We start from the raw sequence: 25003 nt of genomic DNA, 5'->3' as shown, positions 1-25003 counted from the left end.
ATGAGATAGTAATGGATTGGTTTTGAAAATAAAAATTATTAAAATCTAATCATTAATAATTTTAAAATCCAGTTGTTTCTGTATCAAATTCGCCTTCATTACCTTAATTTTCACTTTATCGCCCAATTGATATTTGTTACCGGTTCTGGAACCGATTACTGCATGAGATTTAGCATCATATTGGTAAGAATCATCCATCAAATCACGAAGTTTGATAAGGCCTTCTGCACCGTTTTCCGGGATTTGAACCCAGAAACCGAAATCGGCAACGCCGGAAATAACTCCGGTAAATTCTTCACCCAAATGTTTCTCCATGAATTTAACCTGCATAAATTTAATGGAATCTCTTTCTGCATCTGCAGCGAGTCTTTCCATTGCGCTACAATGCTTACATTTTTCTTCGATTTCATCTTTATTAGGAGATTTTCCTCCATCAAGATAATGTTGCAACAAACGGTGCGCAATAAGATCCGGATATCGGCGGATGGGAGAGGTGAAATGCGAATAATACTCGAATCCTAAACCGTAATGCCCAATAGGATTGGTAGAGTAGATGGCTTTACTCATCGATCGCATCGCCAATGTTTCGATCATGTTTTCTTCGGCTTTTCCCTTCACATCTTGCAATAACTTGTTCAAAGATTGGGCGACTTTCTTGGTATTGGACAAATCGATTTTGTAGCCGAATGTGGACACAAATTCTCTTAAAGCTTCTAATTTGGTGGGATCAGGATCATCGTGAACACGATAAATAAAGGTATTTCCGGTAGGTTCGCCTCTTTTGTTCAAGGAAACAAATTCCGAAACTTTTCGGTTGGCCAAAAGCATAAATTCTTCAATTAAATGATTGGAATCTTTGCTGATTTTAAAATAAACACCAATTGGTTCGCTGTTCTCATCGAGGTTGAAACGTACTTCGCTTCGGTCAAAAGTGATCGCACCATTATCGATTCTTTCTTTTCTAAGAATTTTAGCCAATCGATCCAAAGTAAGGATTTCTTCTGCCAAATCACCATTTCCAGTTTCTATTCGTTCCTGCGCTTCTTCGTAGCTGAATCTTCGATCGGAATGAATTACGGTTCTTCCAAACCATTCTTTGACCACTTTTGCCTGATCATCAAGCTCAAAAACTGCGGAAAAAGTGAATTTATCTTCATTCGGTCGTAATGAACATACATCATTGCTTAAAACTTCGGGCAACATCGGAACCACGCGATCCACCAAATAAACGGAAGTTGCTCTGTCGTAAGCCTCATCATCCAACAAAGTTCCTGGAATTACATAATGAGAAACATCGGCAATATGAACACCGATTTCCCAGTTTCCGTTATCTAATCTCTTGATAGAAAGGGCATCATCGAAGTCTTTCGCATCTTTTGGATCGATGGTAAAGGTGCAAATATTTCGCATATCGCGGCGCTTTGCCACTTCACTATCGAGAATCCTACGATCGATTTCATCAGCTTCTTTTTCTACTTCCTCGGGGAAAGTGTAGGGTAGGCCATATTCCGCTAAAATAGAATGAATTTCGGTTTCGTGTTCGCCTGGCGCTCCGAGAACTTTGATGATTTCGCCTTCCGGATTTTTCTCTCCTGGTCGCCAATCAGTCATTTTCACTACCACTTTATCACCGTCTTCTGCGCCACCAATTTTACCCTTAGGAACAAAAATATCGGTATTAATGGTTTTTTTATCGCAAACCACAAAACCGAAATCTTTATGTTTAATCAACTGGAAAGTTCCGACAAATTCGCTGCGATTTCTTTCGATAACTTCCAAAACCGAACCTTCTAGTTTTCTTCCTTTGAAGTGATAGGTTACGATAAGTACTTTATCGCCTTGTAGCGCATCCTTCACATTTTTGGAATGGATAAAGATATCTTCATCAATTCCGTCTACTTTTACGTAAGCATTTCCTGCTTGGTTGAAATCGATAATTCCTGTTAAAGTGCCTTCAATCTTAAGGTTGATGATGTATTTTCCTTTTTCTACTTCCTTGATTCGCTCTTCGGAAATAAGTTTGTGCAGCGCCTGAATGACCTGCTCGCGTTGCCGCGGATTTTTATAATCTATTCCATCCGAAATCTGCTTATAATTATAGATTTTCGTGGAGTTTTTATTCATAAAAGACAAAATCAAACGCCCAATTTCTTGGAGTTTATGATTGTTTTTATGAGATATAAATTTGCTTTTTTTTGCCATTTATTTATTTTTTGATTGTGGTGGATCAGCAACATGCAATCTTATCTACTCTGTTTTGATGTCTTCCTCCTTCAAACTCGGTATTGAGGAAGGTTTCTACGATATTAATCGCCAAATCACTGGAAATAAATCTTGCCGGAATTGCCACCATATTCGCGTTATTATGTTGTTTTGCTAAAGCTGCCAATTCGGTATCCCAACACAACGCACAACGGATTTGCTGATGCTTATTGGCAGTAATGGAAACACCTTGTCCGCTGCCACAAATAAGAATTCCCAAATCATTTGTTCCATTTTCTACAGAACTTGCCGCAGGATGTACAAAATCGGGATAATCCACAGAATCTTTGGAGTAAGTGCCAAAATCTTCTATTTCATATTGATTTTCGAGATGTTTTTTAATGATTTCTTTGTAATCGAATCCTGCGTGATCGCAAGCAATAGCTATTTTTTTCATTTTATTCTTTTATGATCAGACTTTCAATTGATACAAATTTATGATTATTAATATAAATAGGGTTTCAATTCTCCTTAAAATCTGAGCATTTAACAGAAAATAATGATCAGATCGAAGGAAAAGCACGAGGATTATTTTTCAACATTATCCTTATTAATCATAAAGTAATGCACATAGATTGTGAGGATAACTCGCAATTCGTGTGGATAAGTCTTTAAAAATTTTCCTTTTTTTATTTATATTAAATTCATATTGCAACATTCAATTGAACTTTCAGAAAAAATGTTAATGAAAGTTTTGAGGAGAAACCGAAGCAGTTTTCCATAGTACATTTTTTAATAAAACCTTTATGGACGATTTATTCACAATTGTTGGTAAATGTTAAATTAAGTTAAAAATCAAGCACTTGCAATGTGAATTATATATGAATTCGTCTACCAATAATTGTGACAAAATAATTGATTTTATTTTTCCCCAAAGTCGGCCGCTACAACAACAGTATTCATTTATTCTTTTTTAAAAAAAAGAATATAGTGTAGATAGAATGAGTCTTTTGGGATTGTGGAATTTTATATCAAATTAAATTTTTAATCGACCGAATTAATCTTAAATTTGTGAAACTAAAAAACAGAGATTTTTATGAAAACAATTAATGATTTCAACTTCAAAGATAAAAAAGCTTTGGTGCGGGTTGATTTTAATGTTCCCCAAAGTGCAGATCTGAAAGTAACGGATAATACCCGAATTCAAGCGGTGAAACCTACGATCGATAAAATACTGAATGATGGAGGATCAGTAATTTTAATGACACATCTTGGAAGACCAAAAGGAAAATTTTCTGAGCAGTTTTCTCTAAAAAATATTGTTCCGGAAATAGAAGCAGTTCTTGGAAAAGAAGTAAAGTTCTGTAAAGATTGCATAGGTGAGGATGCTGAAAACATGAAGGCTAATCTAAAACCTGGTGAAATACTTCTTCTGGAAAACCTCAGATTTTATGAACAGGAAGAAGCTGGAGATAAAGAATTTGCTGAAAAATTATCTAAATACGGCGATGCTTATGTAAATGATGCATTTGCAACAGCTCATAGAGAACATGCTTCAACTGCGGTGATTGCGCAATTCTTCCCTTCAACTAAATTCTTCGGTTTATTGATGGCTAAAGAGCTGGAAGCCATTGATAAAGTATTAAGAAGTGGCGAAAAGCCCATAACTGCAATACTTGGCGGATCTAAAGTTTCAACTAAAATTACCATTATACAAAATATTTTACCAGCTATAAATAATTTAATTATCGGTGGAGGAATGGCATTTACTTTTATTAAAGCTTTAGGTGGAAGTATTGGAAATTCTTTGCTTGAAGTAGATAAGATAGATCTTGCACTTGAAATTTTAGAAAAAGCAAAAGCATTGAATGTAAAAGTATATTTACCTGTAGATACCATTATTGCAGATGAATTTAACAATGATGCAGACAGAAAAGAAGTAGATATTTATGATATTCCTGATGGTTGGATGGGATTGGATGCTGGACTCAAAACCAGAGATTTATTTCACGATGTATTGATGGATTCTAGAACGATTCTATGGAACGGACCGATCGGAGTTTTCGAAATGCCTAATTTTTCCGAGGGTACCATTGCTTTAGGAGACAGTATCGCTGAGTCTACTAAGTTAGGAGCTTTTTCTTTAGTTGGAGGAGGAGATAGTGTTGCATTTGTAAAACAATTCAATTACGCTGATAAAGTAAGTTATGTTTCAACAGGAGGAGGTGCAATGCTAGAAAGTTTAGAAGGACGTGAACTTCCGGGTGTAAAAGCAATCAATAGTTAATTAATTTAATTTTTAAGAATAGAAAAAGTTTTCAAATTCCTTGGAAACTTTTTTTTTATAATTTTTTCGAAGCATTGGTTCTAAATTTTCGATAAAAATGTTCCTTTTACTAAAAAATTGACCTTCAGAAACTGGTCAAAAATCGGAAAACTATTTTTTTTCGACTACATATATCAAACTTGAAAATTCGTAGTTTTTTAATCCTTTAAAATTAGAAATTGCTCCGTAAATCATTCCTTTAATCCAAAATAGAGGCGATTTCTTATATTTTTCGCTCAACATGGAGATATAAAATGAATCGAGTAGGAGAGGTTTGATTTTTTTGATTTTCCAATTTTCATTGTTCATTAAATTTTCCATACCCGATTTTGTGAAATGAAAAATGTGTCTTGGAACATCATAAGCTGCCCAATATTCTTTGTATTTTTTTGCATCGTAAGACGTGGAATTCGGAACTGCGATAATTAGTAATCCATTATCCTTTAATTTGTCATGAAATTTCTTCAACATATTTTCCTGATCTTCGATATGTTCGAAAACATGCCATAATGTAATTGCATCTAAACTTCCGTTTTCTATCGAATCGATTTCATTTAATAGTTGGGTTTTTTGAAGTTTCTTTTGGGCAAAATTTCTTGCTGCATCACTCGGCTCGTATCCAAAAGTGGTGAAATCATCTTCTATAAATTTTAAAAATTCACCGGCTCCGCAACCATAATCTAATACACTGGCATTCCGATAGAGTTCTTGGGCAATGATATTTCTTTTATAATTCAAATTAAATCTTTGAAGGAATTTATAAAGTTTTTCTTTCAGACTTCCCGAATCCTGATGATGAGAAATATAATTTTCACTCTCGTAATATGTATCTAAATTTTCGGGAATCGGATGAGTTTTGTAAAGCCCTTTTACCGGAGTTTCTCTTATTTCGAAAGTTTCCTGTGACAGGAAATGATCTTTTATTTTCATATAATTTCATATTTAAAAATGAAAACTCCAATAGTTGAATATTGAAGTTTTAAATCAATGGTTTCACGTGAAACATTTAATTGTAATAGAAAATTATCTTCCTAAATAAACCAATAAAACATTGATGTCCGCGGGTGAAACTCCGCTGATTCTTCCAGCTTGAGCGATAGTTTTTGGCTGTACCTTCGTCAATTTTTGCTTGGCTTCTGAAGAAAGAGAGCTTATTTTCGTAAAATCAAAATCTTCCGGAATTTTTATAGTTTCTAATCGATTGAGTTTTGCCACATTTTCTTTCTCTTTTTCTATATATCCTTTGTATTTGATATTGATTTCAGCTTGTTCCTTGATTTCTTCTTCATATTGTTGAGTAACTTCTTTAATGAAATCAATTTCTTCTAGTTTATGAAGATTCATATTCGGTCTGGTAAGAATTTGTGCAGCTCGAAATGCTTGATCAACAGGGGAGGACTCGATTGAATTTAAAATAGGATTAATAACTCCCGGTTTCAGTGAAGTTTCTTTTAAAAAGTGTTCCAATTCATTGCTTTTTTCTATTTTTTCATGAACTCTTTTCAGTCGATCTTCTTTGGCTAAACCTAGTTCAAATGCTTTTTGAGTCAAGCGGATATCTGCATTATCTTGTCTTAAAAGCAAGCGGTATTCTGCTCTGGAAGTAAACATTCTGTAAGGTTCTTCTGTTCCTTTAGTAATCAAATCATCTATTAAAACTCCGATATATGCTTCGTCTCTGTTTAAGATAAATTCCCCTTTATCGTGTACTTTATTATGAGCGTTAAGGCCGGCAATTAAACCTTGTCCTGCAGCTTCTTCATAACCTGTGGTACCATTGATTTGTCCTGCAAAATAAAGGTTTTCGATTAATTTGGTTTCGAGCGTATGAAAAAGTTGAGTAGGAGGGAAGTAGTCGTACTCAATTGCGTATCCAGGGCGGAAAACTTTCACATTTTCAAATCCTGGAATGTGTCTCATGGCTTTAATTTGGATATCTTCAGGTAATGACGAACTGAAACCATTAACATAGATTTCTACAGTTTTCCATCCTTCTGGCTCTACAAACAACTGATGACGGTTTCTTTCCGCAAAACGATTGATTTTATCCTCAATACTTGGACAATATCTTGGACCGATACTTTGGATTGTACCATTGAACATCGGGCTTCTATCAAATCCTTCTCTTAAAATATCATGTACCGTTTCATTGGTATAAACAATATGACAACTAAGTTGTATGGTGAGTTTTGGGGTATCTGTATAAGAGAATTTTTGAGGAACTTCGTCTCCTTTCTGTTCTTCCATTTTGGAATAATCTAAGCTTCTTCCATCTACTCGAGGAGGAGTTCCTGTTTTCATTCTTCCTGCTTCGAAACCTAAAGAAACCAACTGTTCGGTAATGCCAAAGGCTCTTGGTTCACCCATTCTTCCGCCTCCGAGTTGTTTGTCTCCAACATGGATTAAACCATTCAGGAAAGTACCATTTGTAAGAACAACGGATTTTCCTTTGATAGAAATTCCAAGCGATGTAACTACTCCTGCAACTTGATTATTTTCAATGATTAGGCTTTTCACCATATCCTGAAAAAAGTCGAGATTTGGAGTGTTTTCTAAAGCTAAACGCCACTCTTCAGCGAATTGCATTCTGTCGTTTTGAGTTCGAGGTGACCACATAGCCGGACCTTTGGAAAGGTTCAGCATTTTAAACTGTATAGCAGATTTATCCGCAACAATTCCTGAATAACCGCCCATCGCATCTATTTCTCTTACGATTTGTCCTTTTGCAATACCACCCATTGCTGGGTTACAAGACATCTGTCCTATGGTTTGCATATTCATGGTTATAAGAAGTGTTTTCGAGCCCATATTAGCTGCTGCAGCTGCTGCCTCACAACCGGCGTGTCCTGCACCTACAACTATTACGTCGTATATTTCGTTGATCATTTTATCTTTAATAAGAACTGATTAGTATTGATTGTTTCACGTGAAACATTATCTAATTTTTCATAAAATTAATGGTTAATTACAGCATTTTCATCAATTTAAATGAAGTTAAAAGCCAATTGAGCAACCTTATTTCTATAAAATATTTAAATAATAGTCTTCTTTATTGCGCATTTCTTTTACCTCATCGTCAGTTTTATCTTTATAACCGCAGAGATGAAGGATTCCGTGAGCTAAGACCCGGTGTAATTCAACATTAAAATCTTTGGAATGGGTTTCAGCGTTTTCAGAAATGCGCGGCAAAGATACGAAAATATCTCCGGCAATAGTTTTCCCCTTTACGTAGTCGAATGTGATGACGTCAGTGTAATAATCATGTTGAAGAAAGTCTTGGTTTACTTTCAGCAGATATTCATCATCACAGAAAATATAATTGATTTCTCCGGCTTTCTTTCCTTCATTGGTGATCAGATTAATCAACCAATCCTTAGTTCTGTCGGAAAGAGAAAATTTATCTATGTTTTCAAAAAAGAAATGTATCATAATTTTAGAACCAATGTCCCAGTATTACACTGAAAACATTATTATTTTGAGTTAAAGATCTGCTAAAATTAAATTTGATCTGTCCGAAAGGAGATTTGTATCCTGCCGTTAATCCTGCTGATGTTTCATTGATGTGTAAAATGTCATCCACTTTTACATCGTTAAATAAATTAGCGATGCTGAAATGTCCCGTCAAGAAATAATTTTTGTGAACATTATATTGTAAACTATTTGTTGCAACAAGCAAGTTTTGGGTATCAAGTTGTCCGAATTCATAACCCATTAATTTCACAAAATTGCCTAAATTTTGTTCGAAAATACCACCAATTCTGTAACGATAATAGTTCGAAAGTTCTTCTCCAACGGTAATTCCACCAAATAATCCTAAACGGAAAGTTAATCGTGGTGAAAGCGGAAAATTGAGTTGGGATGTGATTTTCATCTGTACCGTACGACCTTCTTGTTGATCATTCAACAAATCCAAAGCTTTACCTTCTGCATGAAGGAATAGCCCTTTTGATGGGAAACTTTTATCATCTTGCGTATCGGTTTTAATGAAAACATAAGCATTCACAAAATTTTTGGAATTGGAGTAGGTTTTAATTCCAGCAAATTTAGACTCAAAATAATCATGACTAATTCCACCTCCAATAGCATATTTGTCCCTCCAAATGGACTGAATATACAACTCATTTCGAAACCAATTCCATCTTTCGTATTCGGTGGAATTGATGTCGGTAAGGTCAAGTGTCATACCGGAAGCATAAGCTCCAATTCCCGGAATATAGCCGTTATCGATGAAATAATTGAAATAATAACGAGGTTTATCACCCACTACGACATCTAATGAAATAATCGAGTTTCGGAATAATAGGCGCTTTGCAGTAGCATTAAGCAGTAATCCTGTCTTAAAAATTTCATCATAGTGCAAACCAAATTTAAAGAAAAAGCGGGTGTCATCTTCTGTTACGGTAAGTTTGAGAAAATTGTAATTGCCTTTCTGGATGATATCATAATTAATCAACGTGTAATTATTGGTAGCATATAATTTATCGATCATTTTATTGATGCCGCCATAGGTTTGAAGTGATGGAACGCGCAAGTTCATTTTTCCCTGCACATAGTTTTTCTTAAAAATATGATTGTTTTCAAGTATTAAACTATCAATCTTATAAACGTTGGAATAAACAGAGTTTAAAGGTGCACGAAGCACTCTTTCTTCATTTTTAGGAAGCAAAGACAGCGGTTGGATATATTTCTTCGCTTCAGCGTAACCGGAGTCGAGAATGGCCTTTTTTACATCATAACTTGTGGCGCTCATACCCTCCAAATTGGGATGAATATTGATATTGGTGTATTGATATTGATTTTTCGTTTCCTTCTGAATACTAAAATCAATCACCTGATTTAATATATCAATCGCTGACTGTAATTTTTCTCTCGTGCTAAGTCCTTGACTTAAATCGACTCCAATAACGATGTCGATTCCTTTGTCTTTTAAAGGTTTGGAAGGATAGTTCACCGTCATTGCCCCATCAATATAGATGGAATCACCAATTTTTACCGGATCCATGAGTGACGGAAATGCCGAACTTGCCATAATAGAACTTACCAAATCTCCTTTTTCGAAAATCTCCATCTTCCCACTTTCCAAATTGGTTCCAACGCACATAAACGGAATAGGCAATTTGGAGAAATCATCAATAGTGGAAACGTTTTTAAAGAGTTCTTTGAGCAAATAAATGTTTTTCTGACCTGTTGATATCGCTTTTGGAACGACATTGATTTTTCCGTTTTTTACTGGCAAATTCAATATGTATTTATCAACGGATTTATTAAAGAAGGTAGTTTCTTTTCTGGTCTTTTCGTTGGCGATAATATTGTAGAAATCGGTATCGAGTACGATTTTCTCAATTTCTTTCCCCGTATATCCGGATGCATAAAGTCCGCCCACAATCGCTCCCATGCTGGTTCCGGAGATATAATCGACTTTTACTCCTAAAGAATCCAAAACTTTTAAAACCCCGATATGGGCAAAACCTTTTGCCCCTCCGCCCGCAAGTGATAAACCAATTTTCGGATGCGAAGGCACCATAAATCCTTCTTTAACTTGTGCAAATAAAGGAATATTGAGAAAAATTGCAAGAAGCAGAAGGAGGAGTTTTTTCATTTAGTCTTTTATATAAATTCTTTTTACCCTTCTCGAAATCGAAGTGAGAACTTCGTAAGGAATTGTATTACAATAATATGCAAATTCTTCTAAACTTGGATTAGAATTGAAAATTATCACTTCTTCGCCTTCTTTTGCAGAAGCATCGTCGATATCAATCATCATCATATCCATACAAACGCTTCCTACGATAGGATATAATTTCTTATGAATGCCAACTTTCCCAACTTTATTACCGATTAATCTAGGTATTCCATCGGCATAGCCTACAGGTATGGTTGCAATTTTTGTATCTTTTTCCGGTTGATATCTCCGACTATAACCCACCGATTCGCCTTTTTTTACATGAGAAATTTGTGAAATAACGGTTTTAAATGTTACTGCATTTTTTAATTGCTTTTTAATCTCGGGATTAGATGAAATTCCTACCATACCAATTCCAATTCTTACCATATCAAACTGATAATCAGTATAACTCACAATTCCGGATGTATTGAGGATATGCCGAATCGGGTGGTATTGAAGTCCTTTCATTAAATATTCTGAATTTTTAGTGAAAGTGTCAATTTGTTCTAAAGTATATTCTTCGCCTTCAGGTACGTCCGACGAAGATAAATGGCTGAAAATGGATTGTACTTTCACATTCATCAACTTCAACTTTTCAATGAGTTCATCCAATTCATCTTTCTTAAAACCAAGTCGATGCATTCCAGTTTCTAGTTTAATATGAATGGGATATTTCTTGTTAACTCCTTTTTGAATGAGCTGCTGATGAAATAATTCCAATACGCGGAAACTATAAATTTCCGGCTCTAAGTTATAATCGATAATAATGTTGTAGCTGTGTTGCTCCGGATTCATCACCATAATCGGCGTCGTAATCCCGTTTTTCCTTAAATCAACACCTTCATCTGCATACGCTACACCAAGATAATCGATGTGATGATATTGTAAGAATTCTGCAATTTCGTAACCGCCCAATCCGTAAGAGTACGCTTTTACCATCGCCATCATTTTGGTTTCGGGCTTTAGCAAACCTTTATGAATATTGATGTTATGAAGAATTGCATTTAAATTCACCTCCAAAACCGTGTCGTGTTTCTGAAGTTCTAAATGGTTTTTTACTTTCTCAATTTCGAATTTTCTGGCACCTTTTAATAGAATGAGCTCGTTTTCTATTTGATTAAGGTATTGGCTTTCAGTAAGTTTGTTGGTGTTATCAAAACTATAAGTTTCTGCTGCGAAAAGTTTTTCGTATTGGTTAATTTCTTCACCGATGAGGAATATTTTACTGAAATGCTGCAGGTTGGTTAAGTCCGCAACTTCATGATAAAGTTGTTCTGAGTTTTTACCTTCTACAAAATCAGTTAAGATCAGTGTTTTCTTAGGCTTATTATATTCTTTAATAAATTGATAAGCTATTTTCAATGAATCTAAATCCAGATTATACGAATCGTTGATAATCAAATTGTTGCGAACGCCATTTACACTTTCAAGTCGCATTTCAATGGCTTTCAGCGCATTGATTTTGTCAATAATTTTCGGAGTCGGAAAATTAAATTCTTTTAAAACTGCAATAATGCATAGCGCGTTGCCAAGCGTCGCCTCATCTCTCTGTTGCGCAGAAAGTCTGAATTCTTCATCAAAATATTGAATTTCTAAAGAGGATGAACGATCGGTCCAATCATTTTTAATATAGAGATGATTATGATTTTGAAGCCCGTAAGAAATTAATTTTTTACTTGAATACAATTCATGTATTTTTCGGTGAACCAATTCATTATCTCCATTAAAAATAATCGTTTTGGAATCTTTGAATAATTTCAATTTCTCATCAATCAGTTGTTCCTCACTTTCAAAATTGGAAGCATGTGCAGCTCCGATATGTGTTAAAATTCCAATTTCTGGAGAGAAAATTTCTTCCATCTTCTCCATTTCTGCTGGCTTGGAAATTCCCACTTCGAAAATGCCGATTTCGTCATTCTTTCCGATTTGTAACAAGGAAAGTGGAAGACCGATTTGTGAATTAAAACTTTTCGGGCTTTTCACGGTTTTATAATCATCAAAAAGACTTTGATACAGCCACTCTTTTACAATGGTTTTTCCATTGCTACCGGTAATTCCAATGGTTTTTAAGGAATATTGAGAAAGATGATATTTCGCTAAATCTTGAATAAAATCAACCGAATTTTTTACCAAAATCCAAGTGATATTCTCAATTTCAGGAATTTGATGTTCTGCAATAATGATTTTTATTCCTTTTTCAACTGCAGAATGAATATATTTTTCGCCTGAATTTTTAGAAGTTGTGATCGCAACAAAAGCTGTATTATCCGGTGAATAGATATTTCGGCTATCGAAATCGATATTTTTTACCAACAGTTGTCCTTCGCCAATCAGTTCGGAACCTGTAATTTCAGAGAGTTGTTGGGTAGTATAGTTCATTATTTATTTCTGTTCAGATATTCTTCATTGAAAACTTTTCGGCTTACCGCTTCGTAGCTTTCAGTTTCGCCCAATTGTACCAAGTCTTTATTGGTCGATATACGCATCGAATGGTTTGCCAAATTGCCTGTTCTTTTGCAAATCGCATGGACTTTGGTAACGTACTCAGCGGTCGCCATTAAATTGGGCATTGGACCAAAAGGACGGCCCATGAAGTCCATATCCAAGCCGGCAATTACCACTCGTATTCCATTGTTTGCCAATTGATTAGCTATCTCTACAATGCTATCATCAAAAAACTGCGCTTCGTCAATTCCTACTACATCGCAAGTTGATCCCAAAAGGAGAATCTCATTCGGACTTTCTACCGGAGTACTTCTTATTTTGTTTTGATTGTGGGAAACTACCTCTTCTTCCGCATATCGAGTGTCGAGTCTGGGTTTGAAAATTTCCACGTTTTGTCCTGCCATTTCCGCTCGTCGAAGCCTGCGAATCAACTCTTCGGTTTTTCCCGAAAACATCGATCCACAGATAACTTCCATCCATCCGCTTTGTTTTGCGTGATTAATTGTATTTTCTAAAAACATTTGTTAATTTAGCCGTAATATTTAAAGACCAAAATTAAGGAAATTTAATAGCTTAACTATGCAAAAACTTCAAGATATACAGGAAAAAATTTTTTTTGAATCCAAAAGTATTCTCGAGACGCTTTCAAAGATAAATTCCAAAGAAGAACTGCTTGCAAAGCAAGATTTGTTTGCTGAAATTACTGATCGCATCGCCTTTTTGAGGATTTTGGAGAAAAATGCTGATTTGCTCAGTCAACCTTCTCCGGCTCCGGAAATTCCACTTCAGCAAATGGAATTACCTTCTAATCAGGCAGTTTCTCAACATGAAACTGATGCTGAAGTAGCTTTATTTGAAGAAGATATCATCGAAGAGGAAGTAATTTTCACCAATGAACTTAATGAAATTGTAGAGGTTGAGCATTCGGAAGTTCTGCCTACTGAAAAAGAACCAGCTCCTGTTCACGAAGAAAAAATGGAAGAAATTGCGCAACCGGAAGTCATGAATAATGATCATGAAATTGCTGCTCAAAAGGAAAATGAATTTCTAGAAATGGAAGAGCGACGCCGAAAAATTGTAGAATTTCATAAAGAAGATGCAAAAATGCCGCCGAAAGAAGTTCAGGATGAAAATAGAACAGAGCAACCTTCATTCGAAAAGAAATTCAAACTTGCTCATATCAAAGGTTTAAAAGCAGTTCAAAATCTTTTTGATCAAGATCCATTGCAAGATTTGGAAGAGAAACCTATCGAAAGAAAACCGGAAATTATCACTTCGGGAAGCATTGCGAAGAGCAATATTCCAACTGATTTTATGGAAGCAGAAAAAAGAAAACCTGAATTCCGACTCGATTTGAATGATAAAGTGGCGTTCACCAAACATCTTTTTAATGGCGATCCTGATGAACTGAAAAAAACTATCGATCAGCTGAATTCTTATGATAATCTGGAAGATGCAAAACAATATTTAAGCGACGTTTATTACGCCAAAAACTGGAATAAAGTTGACGAATTTGCGCAACGACTCTGGGGATTGGTTGAAAATAAATTTCTATAACGTACTGAAAATCAAAGAATGATTAAAAATATTAACGATTTCCGGAATGTATTCTTTGTCGGTGTTGCCGGTGTGGGAATGAGTGCGATTGCACAATATCTGAAAGGAATCGGAAAAAATGTTTCGGGAAGCGACCGCTATTTCTTGCCCGAAACCTACAACAAAACAAAAACTCAATTAGAAAACGAAGGAATCAATTGTTTCCTTCAAGACGGTAGCGGAATCACCGAAAATACAGATTTGGTAGTCATTTCCACAGCAATTGAGGACACGGTTTTCGAAGTTCAAAAAGCAAAAGAACTCGGAATTCCAATTATTAAAAGAAGTGAACTTTTGTCCATCATCGCCAAAAGTAAAAAAACAATAGCGGTTGCAGGAACTTCCGGAAAATCAACAACTTCTGCGATGTTATTTCAAATTTTACTCGATGCTAAGCTAGAACCAAGTATTATTTCCGGAGCGGGTTTAACTTCAATTATCAAGCAAGGAAAAATAGGAAATGCTGCCGTTGGAAAAGGCGATTGGTTGATCATCGAAGCGGATGAAAGTGATGGATCGATTGTACAATATGAACCCGAAATCGGACTTCTCTTAAACATCGATAAAGATCATCAGGAAATTGATGAATTGATTGAATTATTTACCATTTTTAAAAATAACACAAAGAGCTTATTTATTGTAAATCAATCAAATACATTGGCGAAAACTTTGTCAGCAAACCCCAAAAACGATTTCGGTTTTGAAGATGAAAATGCCGGATTTTCTGCCGAAAACTTTCAACAAAATGGATTTCATTTAAGCTTTGAAGTGCTAAATCAAAAATTCGAAATGAATTCTATCGGAAGACATTCCGCAGAAAATGCAACTGCAGCCATCGCTGTAGCTCACCAAATCGGAGTAGATTTGAAAGTTTGTGCGGAAAGTTTGTCAAATTACGAAGGAATTTATCGCCGTCATCAGATTCTTGGACAGAAAAAAGGAGTTTGGGTTATTGACGACTATGCACACAATCCTGCGAAATGTGCGGCGAGCATCAAAGCTTGTCAACCTTTGGCAGATAGGGTAATTGCGTGGTTTCAACCTCATGGTTATGGACCAACAAGGTTTTTGAGAAAAGATTTTGTAGAAGAAATTTCGGACGCATTGAGACCTCAGGATGAAATTTGGATGAGCGAAATATTCTACGCCGGAGGTACCGCTGTGAAAGATATTTCTGCTAATGATTTAATTGAAGATATTAAAAATAAAGGTAGAAATGCCCATTTTGTGGAAGATAGAAACAATTTGTTGGAAGCATTGAAACCTGAACTGAAAGAGGGTACAGTTCTCCTTCTGATGGGAGCGAGAGATCCAAGTTTAGAAGAGTTTTGTAAAGATTTATTCGAGAAACTTTAAACGATGAATATTCAACTTTTTATTGAAAACTTTAATAATAAATTTGAAGAGAAGAAGAGTTTTCCTTGGGAAATTTTAGAGAATATTCAAATTACTATTTTACAAAAAATTAAAAATCTGAACGAAGATTTTCTTATTGAAAACGGAATTGCTATTCATAAAACCGCGATTATTGAAAACAATGTAATTCTGAAAGCACCGATTATAATTGAGAAAAACTGTTTTGTTGGTGCTAATTCCTGTTTAAGAAATGGAGTATATCTTTCGGAAAATGTGAAGATCGGTTTAGGTTGCGAGATTAAATCCTCTGTTATTTTTGATCATACTGCTATTGCTCATTATAATTTTATAGGAGATAGCATTATCGGCAAAAATGTTAATTTTGAAGCGGGTTCTATCACTGCAAATCATTATAACGAAAAAAAAAATAAAAATATTCTTGTGAAAATTAGCAACGAAATTATTGATACAAAATCTATAAAATTTGGAGCTTTGGTTGGAGATGATTCGAAAATTGGGGCAAATGCTGTTCTTTCTCCGGGAACAATTTTAGAAAAAAAATCAATAGTGAAAAGGTTGGAATTAATTGAACAAATTCAAAATTAATAAATGTCGGGAATCCTGTATTTTGTTCCAACACCGATTGGAAACCTTGAAGATATGACTTTCAGAGCCATAAAAGTGCTGAAGGAAGTAGACTATATTTTGTGCGAAGATACCCGAACTTCTGGTATTCTGTTAAAACATTATGAAATTTCTAAGCCGCTGAAAGCGTATCACTTACACAACGAGCATCAATCTACACAAAAAGTAATTGAAGATCTAAAAAATGGACAGAACATTGCGATTATTACAGACGCGGGAACTCCAGGAATTTCCGATCCCGGCTATCTTTTAGCAAAAGCCATAGCTGATGAAAATCTCGAAATGCAATGTTTACCGGGTGCGACAGCTTTTGTTCCGGCTTTGGTGGTTTCCGGATTACCCAACCACGATTTTTATTTTGCAGGTTTTCTACCTCAAAAAAAGGGAAGACAAACCAAATTGAAACAACTGGCAGAGGAGAAAAAAACAATCATTCTTTACGAGAGTCCGCACAAGATCAACACAACGCTGGAGCAGATCAAAGAATTCTTTGGTGAGGAAACAAAGGTTAGCCTAAGCAGGGAGATTTCTAAAAAATTTGAGGAAACCAAACGCGGGACAATCAATGAGTTAATTGATTTTTCCAAAAGCAAAACTTTAAAAGGTGAAATTGTCCTGGTGGTGAATAATACTTAATCTAACTCGTAGTGCATTATTAAATTAAAGATACTTTAATTTTGTTCATTTTTCTATTAAATACAAAAACATTTACAAATTGAATAAAAGTTAGAGCCGTAATTTTACTTAAGATTCTGGTTTTAAAACCATTAAATGATTTCGCATAATTATTTCTGATTTTAAATTGGTCACAAAGTTGAGAAATCGAAGATTCGACGTAGTCAAAATAGCGTTTCGATTCTCTTTCTTGATTTTCTAAAAATATATTTCTGCTTGTGATAATTTTTTTGGTTGCTTCTCATAGGTGTATCTAATTTTATATTTGCATAATTGAACAAATCTGTTTGTACTTTAGTTGATAAATAACCTCTATCTCCGATTAATGTGCAATTGTTTATTTGATGCTTTATGTCTTGCAAAAAATGGATATCATGAATGCTTGCAGTAGAAATATCAAAACTTTGAAATATTCCTGAAACAGAACATATAGCGTGTAATTTGTAACCATAATAATAACTCGATTGAGAAGCGCAATATCCTTTGCTTGGAAATGAAAATTCATCTTCTTTACAGATTTTAGAGCGGTTTGCTCTTGCGTTTTTGCAAATTTCTAAAGGCATTGAATCTACAATAAAAATGCTTTCAATATCATGAAATCTATCAACCATAATCTTTCTGATATTTTCCATATGCAAGAAGAGTTTTCTTTTCCTGCGATTATAAACACTTCTTTCTATCATTCCTTTTAGTTTTGAATTTGAAAGATATCTAAATAACTGATATTCTGAATCTAATGATAAATATTCTGCAGAAATATTTATGGCAATAAGTTCTAAATCACTCAATTTTGGTTTAATAGGTTTAAAATAAAAATTTTCATTTAAGGTTAATTTTCTTAATTCATTTAAAATAAAATCGTAAATTGCATCTAGGTTATTCATACGTATTATGAATAACCTTTTATAATGCACTACGAGTTAATCTAATTTCAAAAACATATTATTATGGGAACAACATTTTTTAAAACTATCAAAAACACAGTTAAGCATTGGTATTTACCTTTAATTGTAGGTATTTTACTGGTGATTATGGGATTGTACATGTTTAGCATTCCACTAGCCACTTACCTGTCTCTGGTGCTGTTTTTCAGTGCGTCATTTTTGGTTTTCGGGATTATGGAACTTGTGTTTGCAATACAAAACAAGGATAATCTGGACAATTGGGGCTGGTATCTGGTAGGTGCTTTGCTGGATCTTTTTGTAGGGATTATATTATTTTTTCAGCCGCAGGTGGCATTTGTTGCTTTGCCCTATTTTGTTGGATTTTCATTGATGTTCCGTTCTGTACAGGGGATTGGTTTTGCCTTTGATCTCAAAAGCTATGGCGTTTTGCAGTGGGGGAATCTGGCGCTGATCAGTTTTCTTGGCCTTATTGGGTCTGTTATTCTTATTCTTAATCCTGTTGTAGCCGGAATTTCTCTGGTTGTTATAACAGCTGTGGCATTTATTTTTTCAGGTATCTCTGCAATAATTCTTGCATTCAATCTCAAAAAACTCAAAAACTATCCAAACAAAATCAGCAAAGAGTTGAAAGACAAAATTGAATCACTTAAAAATGAATATCTTAATGAACTTAATAAATAAAACTATTTCATAGGCATATTTATATTTTTTCTGAAGTCATGCACAATCGCCTCTTCATGGGTGATTGGTTTCCAAATCATGGCGATTTTATATATTTGTCTTTTAAAGATTAATTTATCTAACATTTCAAATGGGATTATTACAAGGTAAAGTTGCCATCATTACAGGCGCAACAAGAGGTATCGGGAAAGGTATTGCAGAAGTTTTTGCCAAAGAAGGCGCAAAAGTAGCATTCACCTACGCGGGTTCAGTAGATAAAGCAAAAGCATTAGAATCAGAATTAAGTAATATTACAGAAATCAAAGGCTATCAGTCCGATGCGTCGGATTATGATGCTGCCCAAAAGCTGGTAGAAGATGTATTGGCAGAGTTTGGAACGATTGATATTCTGGTAAACAATGCCGGGATTACCAGAGATAATCTGATGTTAAGAATGTCCAAAGACGATTGGGATACGATTATCAAAGTTAATTTGGATTCTGTTTTTAACCTGACCAAAGCGGTTATCAAGCCAATGATGAAGGCCAAATCGGGCTCAATTATCAATATGACTTCTGTAGTAGGCGTTAAAGGGAATGCCGGGCAGGCCAATTATGCGGCTTCTAAAGCTGGTGTTATTGGTTTTTCTAAGTCGATTGCATTAGAATTAGGATCCAGAAATATCCGTTGCAATGCCGTGGCACCAGGTTTTATAGAAACCGAAATGACGGCCGCCCTTGATGAGAAAACCGTACAGGGATGGAGAGATGGTATCCCGTTGAAACGGGGTGGACAGCCGGAAGACGTGGCTAATGCCTGCGTTTTCCTCGGTAGCGAAATGTCGTCGTACATCACCGGACAGGTTCTGAACGTCGATGGTGGAATGTTAACTTAAAAAAATAAAAACCTTCAAGGATTCATTTCTTTGAAGGTTTTTTATATTGATTATAAAGCTTTTTTAAAACATACCGAAGTGGCTACACCTTCGTATTGACCATAGTTTTCTATAGGTTGATAGGTTTTTTGATACAAGTTGATGGCATCAATTTGTCTGATGCCGGTTTCCAGAATCATACTTCCAAAACCTAAATCTTTTGCCCAAGATTCTAGCGTTTCCATAATTTTCGAAGCGTAACCTTTTCCCCGAAATTCCGGATCAACGAACATTCTTTTCAGCTCTGCAGATTCCTCATCATAAGGTTTTATCGCTCCACAACCAACAGGGTTTTCGCCTTCGTAGAGCACAACGCAGTGATTCAGCAAATCAATTTTATTGAACTGATCGTAGAACGCGTGATCTTCGCCATCCATAAAAGCGAGATATTCATCAAGCATTTTTACCAATTGTACAAAATCCTGATTTTCCGAATTGGTTTTGAGAATATTCATGATTGTTTTTAAACTTTAAAGAGAAATTTTTTACAATTTATTTCCATGAAAAGGACAAAATATCCAGTTTCCACTCATCTTTTGTTGATCGACAGGGCAGGTTTTTTCTTTCATTAAAGAAACCAAAGGCAATTTCCACTGAAAGATTTCTCCGTTGAGATCCACTTTAAAACTTCCGGGCAGATTAGGATCGATAATTCTTTTTCCGTTTTCTAAATTATTATAAATGAAAAAATTAACGCCGGATCCCATTTTTCCGAGCATTTGGGCAAATAGCGGTTTCAGGGTTTGGTTCACGATAATGAGCACTTTATCATCAATTTATGATTCTTTCAAAGGCGTCACTTTCTGATCTTGAAGTCCATAAAAAACCACCTTTTTGCTAGAATCATTGACGCTGAAATTAATCACTCCACTTTCGGAATCCAAGTTGTAATCGCCCGCTGCGACAATCGTGTAATCATTCAAAAGTTCCTTTAAATATTCCAATTGTTGCTGAGTAATGCTACCGTTTTCCTGCAAAGCAACTTCCCAATATTCGGTGGGAATCCACCAAACGAGCTTCATGTCGGTTTGGTTCTGCTTGACTTGTTGAATTTCTTCAATCATGCGGTCTGTCTGCGTTTTTTCTTGTGAAAAACTCAAAATTCCACAGCATAAGAGAAGAAGCAATGCGTATTTTTTCATCTTAAATACTTATGAATTTCCAAAAACTTCGTTGTGCTGCTCCTGAACCCGGATAAAAGTGGTTCGTTTCGAGAGTTCTCTCAGTTCACTCGCACCCACATAAGTACAGGTTGAGCGGACACCACCTAAAATATCTTTTACAGTTTCCGAAACTGGACCTTTGTAAGGAACTTTCACTGTTTTTCCTTCGGATGCGCGGTATTCGGCAACACCACCTGCATGTTTATCCATTGCTGTTTGAGAACTCATTCCGTAGAAAAGTCTGAATTTCTTTCCATTTTCTTCGATGATTTCGCCACCACTTTCGTCGTGTCCGGCAAACATTCCACCGAGCATCACGAAATCAGCACCACCACCAAACGCCTTAGCCACATCGCCAGGAACTTTGCAACCACCGTCGCCTATGATTTGACCGCCTAAACCGTGCGCCGCATCAGCACATTCTATAATTGCGGAAAGCTGAGGATAACCAACACCTGTTTTTACACGAGTCGTACACACCGATCCGGGACCAATTCCTACTTTGATGATATCAGCGCCAGCCAAAATCAATTCTTCGACCATTTCGCCTGTTACTACATTTCCGGCAATAATGGTTTGGGATGGAAAATTCTTTCTGGCGTTTTTCACAAACTCTACGAAATGTTCGGAATATCCGTTGGCGACGTCAATACAGAGGAATTGAATTTTCGGATGTTGATCAATAATTTTTTTTATTTTCTCCTCGTCTGCTTTTCCGGTTCCGGTGCTCAAAGCGATGTATTCATAAATAGAATCGGGCTGATTATTGAGAAATTCTGCCCATTCTTCCGGACTGTAATGCTTGTGAACCGCGGTCATAATTTGATCTTTGGTAAGAGCTTCTGCCATTTCAAAAGTTCCAACGGTATCCATATTCGCAGCGATTATGGGTACGCCGGTCCATTTTTTCTTGGAGTTTACGAAGGTGAAATTTCTTGCCAAGCTGACCTGTGATCTACTTTTCAGAGTTGACCTTTTCGGGCGGATCATCACATCCTTAAAACCCAGTTTTATTTCGTTTTCTATACGCATTGTGCTGATTTTTACAAAACGAAGTTAAGGGAAATAATTGTGTTTTTGAAGAGATTAAAAGAGCAGTGAAGAAAAAACTGTTTTTTAAAGATAGAGTTCGACTATTTCCATAAAAAAAAAGCAACTTTCAGAAGAGTTGCTTTTTAGATTTACAGAAATAATCAGATATTGTCAATTATTGTTCAAATCTATGATTATTTTGTTTCATCTATCTTTTCTGGGTTTTTCATCTGAAAATTCTAACTCCATTTTTGGATCTGTTTTTTTTAAGTCTTTTGCACAAATAATGCAATCATTTTATTCTTCTTCCAATGCTTGATCTATTTCAGGATTTAAAACATCCAAAGACAATGGATTTAAATTTTGCTCAAAAAAATCAGATTTATTCTTATGAAGAAAATTTTCCAAAGCACTTATAATTATTTCATTATCAATTCTCAAGAATTCTTGAATGAGTGATATTTTGCGAGCTTCTAAATTCATAATTTTAACCTATTGCAAAAGTTGTATACGAAAAAGCCTAATCTGTTTCCAAACTTTGACAAAGCTTATAAAGTAAATAAGAATCTTTTTGAAACCAAACTTTTTTTATTTTCTAAAAACGATTAAAAAGATATTATTTTTTGAAAAGATTTGTATAATGCCAATCTAAAAAATCCTTTGAAGGTAGAAATCTATCAGGTAAAATTATTGACTGATTTTCATATTTTAAAAAAAAATCGGGAATAGCTTCATCGTTTTTGTAATCATCAAAATACTTTGAAACTTTTATTTTGTAATCTGGTGTAATTGTAATAAATCCTTTATCGAACGCTTTATCGTGAATTGAGTTTAAACATAAACCATTATGAGGATTTAATCTATTGTTTTCATTTTTTTTCCAAGGAATTATATGACTTGCCACTAAAAATTCAGAAATTGATAATCCTGTAATACAACATTTTAAATTATAAGACGAAAGTATAGTAGAACGAAAAAAGTTTTGATTTACCCTTTGTTTTATAATTGTTTCTCTTTCTGTCCCAAATGGAAACTCAAAGACTTCATCATCAATTATTTCTTCAACTTTTTTATTTTGAAACTCAGCTATTAATAATTCGCTTTCGTAAGCTAATTTTCCCCAATTGCCATTAAATTCATTCCAAACAATTTCATCAAGTTTACTGCCATTTCCTAATCCAACAATTCCTTGTTTTTTCAATTCTGGATCAAGCCTTCCAAAATTTCCAACTTTCATGTTCAAAGCAGAAGGACTTCTACCAATTATATTGGCATATTTAATAATAGTAGGATTGGTTTTGCTACTGCTTTTGAAAGGAATTTTGCAATAAACATTAAAAGCAATAATAGTTTCTTCTTTTGTCCAATTATTACTTTTCGCCATTGTAAATAATTTCTATTTGTTTAGTTAGAACAAGTTTGTAAAAATTTGAATATGCTTCATTTTTTAGCTCATTTTCAGTCTTCTGAATTTCATATTTTATTTCCTTTTCCGTTTTATTTCCAATTGTTCTAATAAATTTTTGTTTGTCTTCATCATTAAAAAAGTCGTCATCAAGAAGTTTATATAAATCATCAATATAGGCTACTCTTTCGTCCGATTGATAATGTTTTAGAAATTGAACAAAAAAACTTTCCAAATCTTCTTTAGGATTTGGTAGTATCACAGTGTCAGTATTCCTTAAAAAATCCCCGGGATGCTCTTTGTATTTAACACAGACGTTATTCATTTTGTGATTTTATTATAAGTTATTTGTTTTCAAATATTTATAAGATATTTGCTACATAAATCCACTTTTAATTTCTTTATCTTACTTTCTATTTCAATATGCAAGTTAGCAAATTTTTCTCGATGTCTTTTGCCCAAAATCTTAAAATAGACCACTTCTGTTTTGATAGTTCTGCGTTTACCTCTTTGTCTCGTTCAATGTTTCTTTCTATTTTTTTTATCCAAAATTCTTGGTTTGTTTTGTGGTCATTTTTCCGAATATGCCAGTCTTTTCTGTGCCAAAATTCTCCATCAACGAAAATTACGAGTTTGATTTTTTTGAATGATAAATCTGGTTTTCCGAAAATTGTTTTATTGTTTTTGCGATATCTATGACCTCTGGCAAAAAGAGCCTTCGCCAACAAAATTTCAGGTTTAGTACTTGTCGCTTTGTTTGCCTGCATATTTTTTCTTCTTTGCTCTTTTGTCAATTTGTCCACTCTGCAAAGTTAGCCAAAAAGTTTCGCTTCGTTTGTTTTGCATTCCGCAAGTTAGACCTACAAATATTCCCAGTCTCTTGCTAGTCTCCTTCGCCATAACTCCAATATAAGTCCATTATAAGTCCAATATAAGTCCAATAAAACATTGGAGAAATAATGCTGTTATAATGGATTTTTATTGAAGATACTTCGAAATTGATACGAAGCTGACTTCAAGCAATAGGAGTTTTGTGATAGAGAATGCACCGATAATTGGATGTTTTACAAAACAAAACCTCCTGCTTCTTTGGGTCGAAACAGGAGGTGTGGCTGTCTTTTGCAGCGATTTTTGATCGATTTTTGCGTGTTATGAAAAGCGGAGGTCGCTTATTCCATAATTCCTTTTAATTGATCGAGGTATTCGTAAGCGGTTAAATCGAATTTTACCGGAACAATAGAGATGTACCCTTCTGATAGTGCTACTTCGTCTGCATTTTCGCTGGTGTCCATATTGTTGAAATAACCGGTAAGCCAGTAGTATTTTTTGCCGTGTGGGTTGATGCGTTCATCGAAACTTTCTTCCCATTTCGCGTGGGCTTGTTTGCAAACGCGGATTCCTTTAATCTCGGAAGATTTTAGTTTAGGAATATTCACATTCAAAACGATTCCTTTCGGAATGGGATTGGCCAATACTTTTCTTACAATATCCTGAATATGGGTTTTCGCTTCCTTGAAATCGGCGTCCCAAGAGAAATCTAAAAGTGAGAAACCGATGGCTTGAAGGCCTTCTACACCGGCTTCCACCGCGGCACTCATCGTTCCGGAATAAATCACATTGATGGAAGAATTGGCTCCATGGTTAATTCCCGAAACCACGATATCGGGTTTTCTGGTAAGGATTTTATCGAGGGCAAATTTCACACAATCAACAGGAGTTCCGCTCAGCGAATAATCTTTTTGGGGACCTTCTAGGTTGATTTCTTCGAAGGTTAGGGTAGAATTGATGGTAATTGCATGGCCTTTTCCGCTTTGTGGGGAGTTGGGCGCTACTACCACTACTTCGCCAATTTCATTCATAAATTCTACCAGGTTTCGGATTCCCGGCGCGGTGATTCCATCATCATTGGTCACTAATATCAACGGTCTTTGCATATAATTATAGGGTTTCAACAAATTTACTTAAAAAAATAGTGTGCAAATAATAATAAGGTA

24 protein-coding genes and 1 pseudogene are annotated in these 25003 nt (G+C 35.0%); 7 read left to right on the top strand and 18 right to left on the bottom strand.

Annotation, left to right across the window (positions count from 1 at the left end):
- Positions 1-45: 45 nt before the first annotated feature.
- Both rnr and rpiB read right to left on the bottom strand, forming a co-directional pair.
- Positions 46-2202: a ribonuclease R gene (rnr, locus tag H0S70_RS10825; RefSeq protein ID WP_188320807.1), complete on the bottom strand. Its 2157-nt coding sequence runs from the start codon at positions 2200-2202 to the stop codon at positions 46-48.
- A gap of 25 nt (positions 2203-2227) precedes the next feature.
- Entirely contained in the window at positions 2228-2659 is a 432-nt protein-coding gene (gene rpiB / locus H0S70_RS10820; RefSeq protein ID WP_123249440.1) for a ribose 5-phosphate isomerase B, read from the bottom strand.
- Positions 2660-3298: 639 nt separating this feature from the next.
- On the opposite strand from rpiB, the gene H0S70_RS10815 reads away from it, so the two are divergent.
- Complete coding sequence (locus H0S70_RS10815; RefSeq protein WP_088264929.1) at positions 3299-4489, top strand: phosphoglycerate kinase; 1191 nt, start codon at positions 3299-3301, stop codon at positions 4487-4489.
- Positions 4490-4639: 150 nt separating this feature from the next.
- Here the strand turns inward: H0S70_RS10815 and H0S70_RS10810 are convergent, their stop codons facing one another.
- The 6 genes from H0S70_RS10810 to H0S70_RS10785 form a co-directional block, all read right to left on the bottom strand.
- Positions 4640-5458: a class I SAM-dependent methyltransferase gene (locus tag H0S70_RS10810; protein WP_188320806.1), complete on the bottom strand. Its 819-nt coding sequence runs from the start codon at positions 5456-5458 to the stop codon at positions 4640-4642.
- A gap of 93 nt (positions 5459-5551) precedes the next feature.
- Positions 5552-7414: a tRNA uridine-5-carboxymethylaminomethyl(34) synthesis enzyme MnmG gene (gene mnmG / locus H0S70_RS10805; RefSeq protein ID WP_188320805.1), complete on the bottom strand. Its 1863-nt coding sequence runs from the start codon at positions 7412-7414 to the stop codon at positions 5552-5554.
- A gap of 135 nt (positions 7415-7549) precedes the next feature.
- Positions 7550-7957 carry an rRNA maturation RNase YbeY gene (gene ybeY, locus H0S70_RS10800; RefSeq protein ID WP_031504540.1) on the bottom strand — a complete coding sequence of 136 codons (408 nt, stop codon included), beginning with the start codon at positions 7955-7957 and terminating at the stop codon, positions 7550-7552.
- 4 nt (positions 7958-7961) lie between these two features.
- A complete protein-coding gene (locus H0S70_RS10795; protein WP_188320804.1) occupies positions 7962-10127 on the bottom strand; it encodes a patatin-like phospholipase family protein in 2166 nt (721 codons plus the stop codon).
- A complete protein-coding gene (locus H0S70_RS10790) occupies positions 10128-12572 on the bottom strand; it encodes a bifunctional UDP-N-acetylmuramoyl-tripeptide:D-alanyl-D-alanine ligase/alanine racemase (protein ID WP_188320803.1) in 2445 nt (814 codons plus the stop codon).
- Positions 12572-13159, bottom strand: a complete 588-nt coding sequence (locus H0S70_RS10785; protein WP_055041932.1) for a thymidine kinase — start codon at positions 13157-13159, stop codon at positions 12572-12574. The genes H0S70_RS10790 and H0S70_RS10785 overlap by 1 nt, the downstream gene beginning before the upstream one ends.
- A gap of 58 nt (positions 13160-13217) precedes the next feature.
- Between H0S70_RS10785 and H0S70_RS10780 the strand changes: the two genes are divergently transcribed.
- The 4 genes from H0S70_RS10780 to rsmI are packed head-to-tail and all read left to right on the top strand — an operon-like array spanning position 13218 to position 16871.
- Positions 13218-14195 (top strand): hypothetical protein, encoded by a 978-nt coding sequence (locus H0S70_RS10780; protein WP_188320802.1) that lies wholly within the window; start codon positions 13218-13220, stop codon positions 14193-14195.
- An 18-nt stretch (positions 14196-14213) separates the two neighbouring features.
- Positions 14214-15590 (top strand): UDP-N-acetylmuramate--L-alanine ligase, encoded by a 1377-nt coding sequence (locus H0S70_RS10775; protein ID WP_188320801.1) that lies wholly within the window; start codon positions 14214-14216, stop codon positions 15588-15590.
- Positions 15591-15593: 3 nt separating this feature from the next.
- A complete protein-coding gene (locus tag H0S70_RS10770; protein WP_188320800.1) occupies positions 15594-16196 on the top strand; it encodes a DapH/DapD/GlmU-related protein in 603 nt (200 codons plus the stop codon).
- 3 nt (positions 16197-16199) lie between these two features.
- A complete protein-coding gene (gene rsmI, locus H0S70_RS10765; RefSeq protein WP_088264923.1) occupies positions 16200-16871 on the top strand; it encodes a 16S rRNA (cytidine(1402)-2'-O)-methyltransferase in 672 nt (223 codons plus the stop codon).
- Positions 16872-16890: 19 nt separating this feature from the next.
- Here the strand turns inward: rsmI and H0S70_RS10760 are convergent.
- Positions 16891-17794, bottom strand: a pseudogene (locus tag H0S70_RS10760) (IS982 family transposase).
- A gap of 63 nt (positions 17795-17857) precedes the next feature.
- Between H0S70_RS10760 and H0S70_RS10755 the strand changes: the two are divergent.
- On the top strand, positions 17858-18496 hold the full coding sequence (locus H0S70_RS10755; RefSeq protein ID WP_188320799.1) for an HdeD family acid-resistance protein: 639 nt from the start codon (positions 17858-17860) through the stop codon (positions 18494-18496).
- Between the two features lie 130 nt (positions 18497-18626).
- Positions 18627-19370, top strand: a complete 744-nt coding sequence (gene fabG / locus H0S70_RS10750; protein ID WP_188320798.1) for a 3-oxoacyl-[acyl-carrier-protein] reductase — start codon at positions 18627-18629, stop codon at positions 19368-19370.
- A gap of 50 nt (positions 19371-19420) precedes the next feature.
- Here the strand turns inward: fabG and H0S70_RS10745 are convergent, their stop codons facing one another.
- The 9 genes from H0S70_RS10745 to surE all read right to left on the bottom strand — a co-directional run bounded on the left by H0S70_RS10745 (position 19421) and on the right by surE (position 24943).
- The gene (locus tag H0S70_RS10745) at positions 19421-19864 is read right to left on the bottom strand and encodes a GNAT family N-acetyltransferase (protein ID WP_188320797.1); all 444 of its coding nucleotides are present in this window, start codon (positions 19862-19864) and stop codon (positions 19421-19423) included.
- Positions 19865-19894: 30 nt separating this feature from the next.
- A complete protein-coding gene (locus H0S70_RS10740) occupies positions 19895-20173 on the bottom strand; it encodes a hypothetical protein (protein ID WP_188320796.1) in 279 nt (92 codons plus the stop codon).
- 12 nt (positions 20174-20185) lie between these two features.
- Positions 20186-20551: a hypothetical protein gene (locus H0S70_RS10735; protein WP_188320795.1), complete on the bottom strand. Its 366-nt coding sequence runs from the start codon at positions 20549-20551 to the stop codon at positions 20186-20188.
- A gap of 9 nt (positions 20552-20560) precedes the next feature.
- Positions 20561-21604, bottom strand: a complete 1044-nt coding sequence (locus H0S70_RS10730) for a GMP reductase (RefSeq protein WP_188320794.1) — start codon at positions 21602-21604, stop codon at positions 20561-20563.
- Positions 21605-21901: 297 nt separating this feature from the next.
- The gene (locus H0S70_RS10725; protein ID WP_188320793.1) at positions 21902-22087 is read right to left on the bottom strand and encodes a hypothetical protein; all 186 of its coding nucleotides are present in this window, start codon (positions 22085-22087) and stop codon (positions 21902-21904) included.
- 133 nt (positions 22088-22220) lie between these two features.
- Complete coding sequence (locus H0S70_RS10720; RefSeq protein ID WP_123249380.1) at positions 22221-22988, bottom strand: HNH endonuclease; 768 nt, start codon at positions 22986-22988, stop codon at positions 22221-22223.
- Entirely contained in the window at positions 22975-23334 is a 360-nt protein-coding gene (locus tag H0S70_RS10715) for a hypothetical protein (RefSeq protein WP_123249381.1), read from the bottom strand. Before H0S70_RS10715 ends, H0S70_RS10720 begins: the two co-directional genes overlap by 14 nt.
- An 88-nt stretch (positions 23335-23422) precedes the next feature.
- On the bottom strand, positions 23423-23812 hold the full coding sequence (locus H0S70_RS10710) for a very short patch repair endonuclease (protein ID WP_188320792.1): 390 nt from the start codon (positions 23810-23812) through the stop codon (positions 23423-23425).
- 366 nt (positions 23813-24178) lie between these two features.
- Complete coding sequence (surE, locus tag H0S70_RS10705; RefSeq protein WP_188320791.1) at positions 24179-24943, bottom strand: 5'/3'-nucleotidase SurE; 765 nt, start codon at positions 24941-24943, stop codon at positions 24179-24181.
- Between the last annotated feature and the right edge of the window lie 60 nt (positions 24944-25003).

This window comes from Chryseobacterium manosquense, from assembly GCF_014623485.1.
Taxonomy (GTDB): Bacteria; Bacteroidota; Bacteroidia; order Flavobacteriales; family Weeksellaceae; genus Kaistella; species Kaistella haifensis.
Note: the sequence above shows the minus strand (reverse complement) of the source record. Positions and strands in the feature narration are given on the sequence as shown.

Excerpts from the sequence above, each read along its gene's own strand:
- H0S70_RS10785 (WP_055041932.1), bottom strand. The coding sequence starts at position 13,159 with ATGTTTTTAGAAAATACAATTAATCACGCAAAACAAAGCGGATGGATG.
- surE (WP_188320791.1), bottom strand. The coding sequence starts at position 24,943 with ATGCAAAGACCGTTGATATTAGTGACCAATGATGATGGAATCACCGCG.
- H0S70_RS10780 (WP_188320802.1), top strand. The coding sequence starts at position 13,218 with ATGCAAAAACTTCAAGATATACAGGAAAAAATTTTTTTTGAATCCAAA.
- fabG (WP_188320798.1), top strand. The coding sequence starts at position 18,627 with ATGGGATTATTACAAGGTAAAGTTGCCATCATTACAGGCGCAACAAGA.
- H0S70_RS10735 (WP_188320795.1), bottom strand. The coding sequence starts at position 20,551 with ATGAAAAAATACGCATTGCTTCTTCTCTTATGCTGTGGAATTTTGAGT.
- H0S70_RS10810 (WP_188320806.1), bottom strand. The coding sequence starts at position 5,458 with ATGAAAATAAAAGATCATTTCCTGTCACAGGAAACTTTCGAAATAAGA.
- H0S70_RS10725 (WP_188320793.1), bottom strand. The coding sequence starts at position 22,087 with ATGAATTTAGAAGCTCGCAAAATATCACTCATTCAAGAATTCTTGAGA.
- H0S70_RS10720 (WP_123249380.1), bottom strand. The coding sequence starts at position 22,988 with ATGGCGAAAAGTAATAATTGGACAAAAGAAGAAACTATTATTGCTTTT.
- H0S70_RS10775 (WP_188320801.1), top strand. The coding sequence starts at position 14,214 with ATGATTAAAAATATTAACGATTTCCGGAATGTATTCTTTGTCGGTGTT.
- H0S70_RS10715 (WP_123249381.1), bottom strand. The coding sequence starts at position 23,334 with ATGAATAACGTCTGTGTTAAATACAAAGAGCATCCCGGGGATTTTTTA.
- mnmG (WP_188320805.1), bottom strand. The coding sequence starts at position 7,414 with ATGATCAACGAAATATACGACGTAATAGTTGTAGGTGCAGGACACGCC.
- H0S70_RS10730 (WP_188320794.1), bottom strand. The coding sequence starts at position 21,604 with ATGCGTATAGAAAACGAAATAAAACTGGGTTTTAAGGATGTGATGATC.
- H0S70_RS10815 (WP_088264929.1), top strand. The coding sequence starts at position 3,299 with ATGAAAACAATTAATGATTTCAACTTCAAAGATAAAAAAGCTTTGGTG.
- H0S70_RS10745 (WP_188320797.1), bottom strand. The coding sequence starts at position 19,864 with ATGAATATTCTCAAAACCAATTCGGAAAATCAGGATTTTGTACAATTG.
- H0S70_RS10795 (WP_188320804.1), bottom strand. The coding sequence starts at position 10,127 with ATGAAAAAACTCCTCCTTCTGCTTCTTGCAATTTTTCTCAATATTCCT.
- H0S70_RS10755 (WP_188320799.1), top strand. The coding sequence starts at position 17,858 with ATGGGAACAACATTTTTTAAAACTATCAAAAACACAGTTAAGCATTGG.
- H0S70_RS10790 (WP_188320803.1), bottom strand. The coding sequence starts at position 12,572 with ATGAACTATACTACCCAACAACTCTCTGAAATTACAGGTTCCGAACTG.
- ybeY (WP_031504540.1), bottom strand. The coding sequence starts at position 7,957 with ATGATACATTTCTTTTTTGAAAACATAGATAAATTTTCTCTTTCCGAC.
- rsmI (WP_088264923.1), top strand. The coding sequence starts at position 16,200 with ATGTCGGGAATCCTGTATTTTGTTCCAACACCGATTGGAAACCTTGAA.
- rpiB (WP_123249440.1), bottom strand. The coding sequence starts at position 2,659 with ATGAAAAAAATAGCTATTGCTTGCGATCACGCAGGATTCGATTACAAA.
- rnr (WP_188320807.1), bottom strand. The coding sequence starts at position 2,202 with ATGGCAAAAAAAAGCAAATTTATATCTCATAAAAACAATCATAAACTC.
- H0S70_RS10770 (WP_188320800.1), top strand. The coding sequence starts at position 15,594 with ATGAATATTCAACTTTTTATTGAAAACTTTAATAATAAATTTGAAGAG.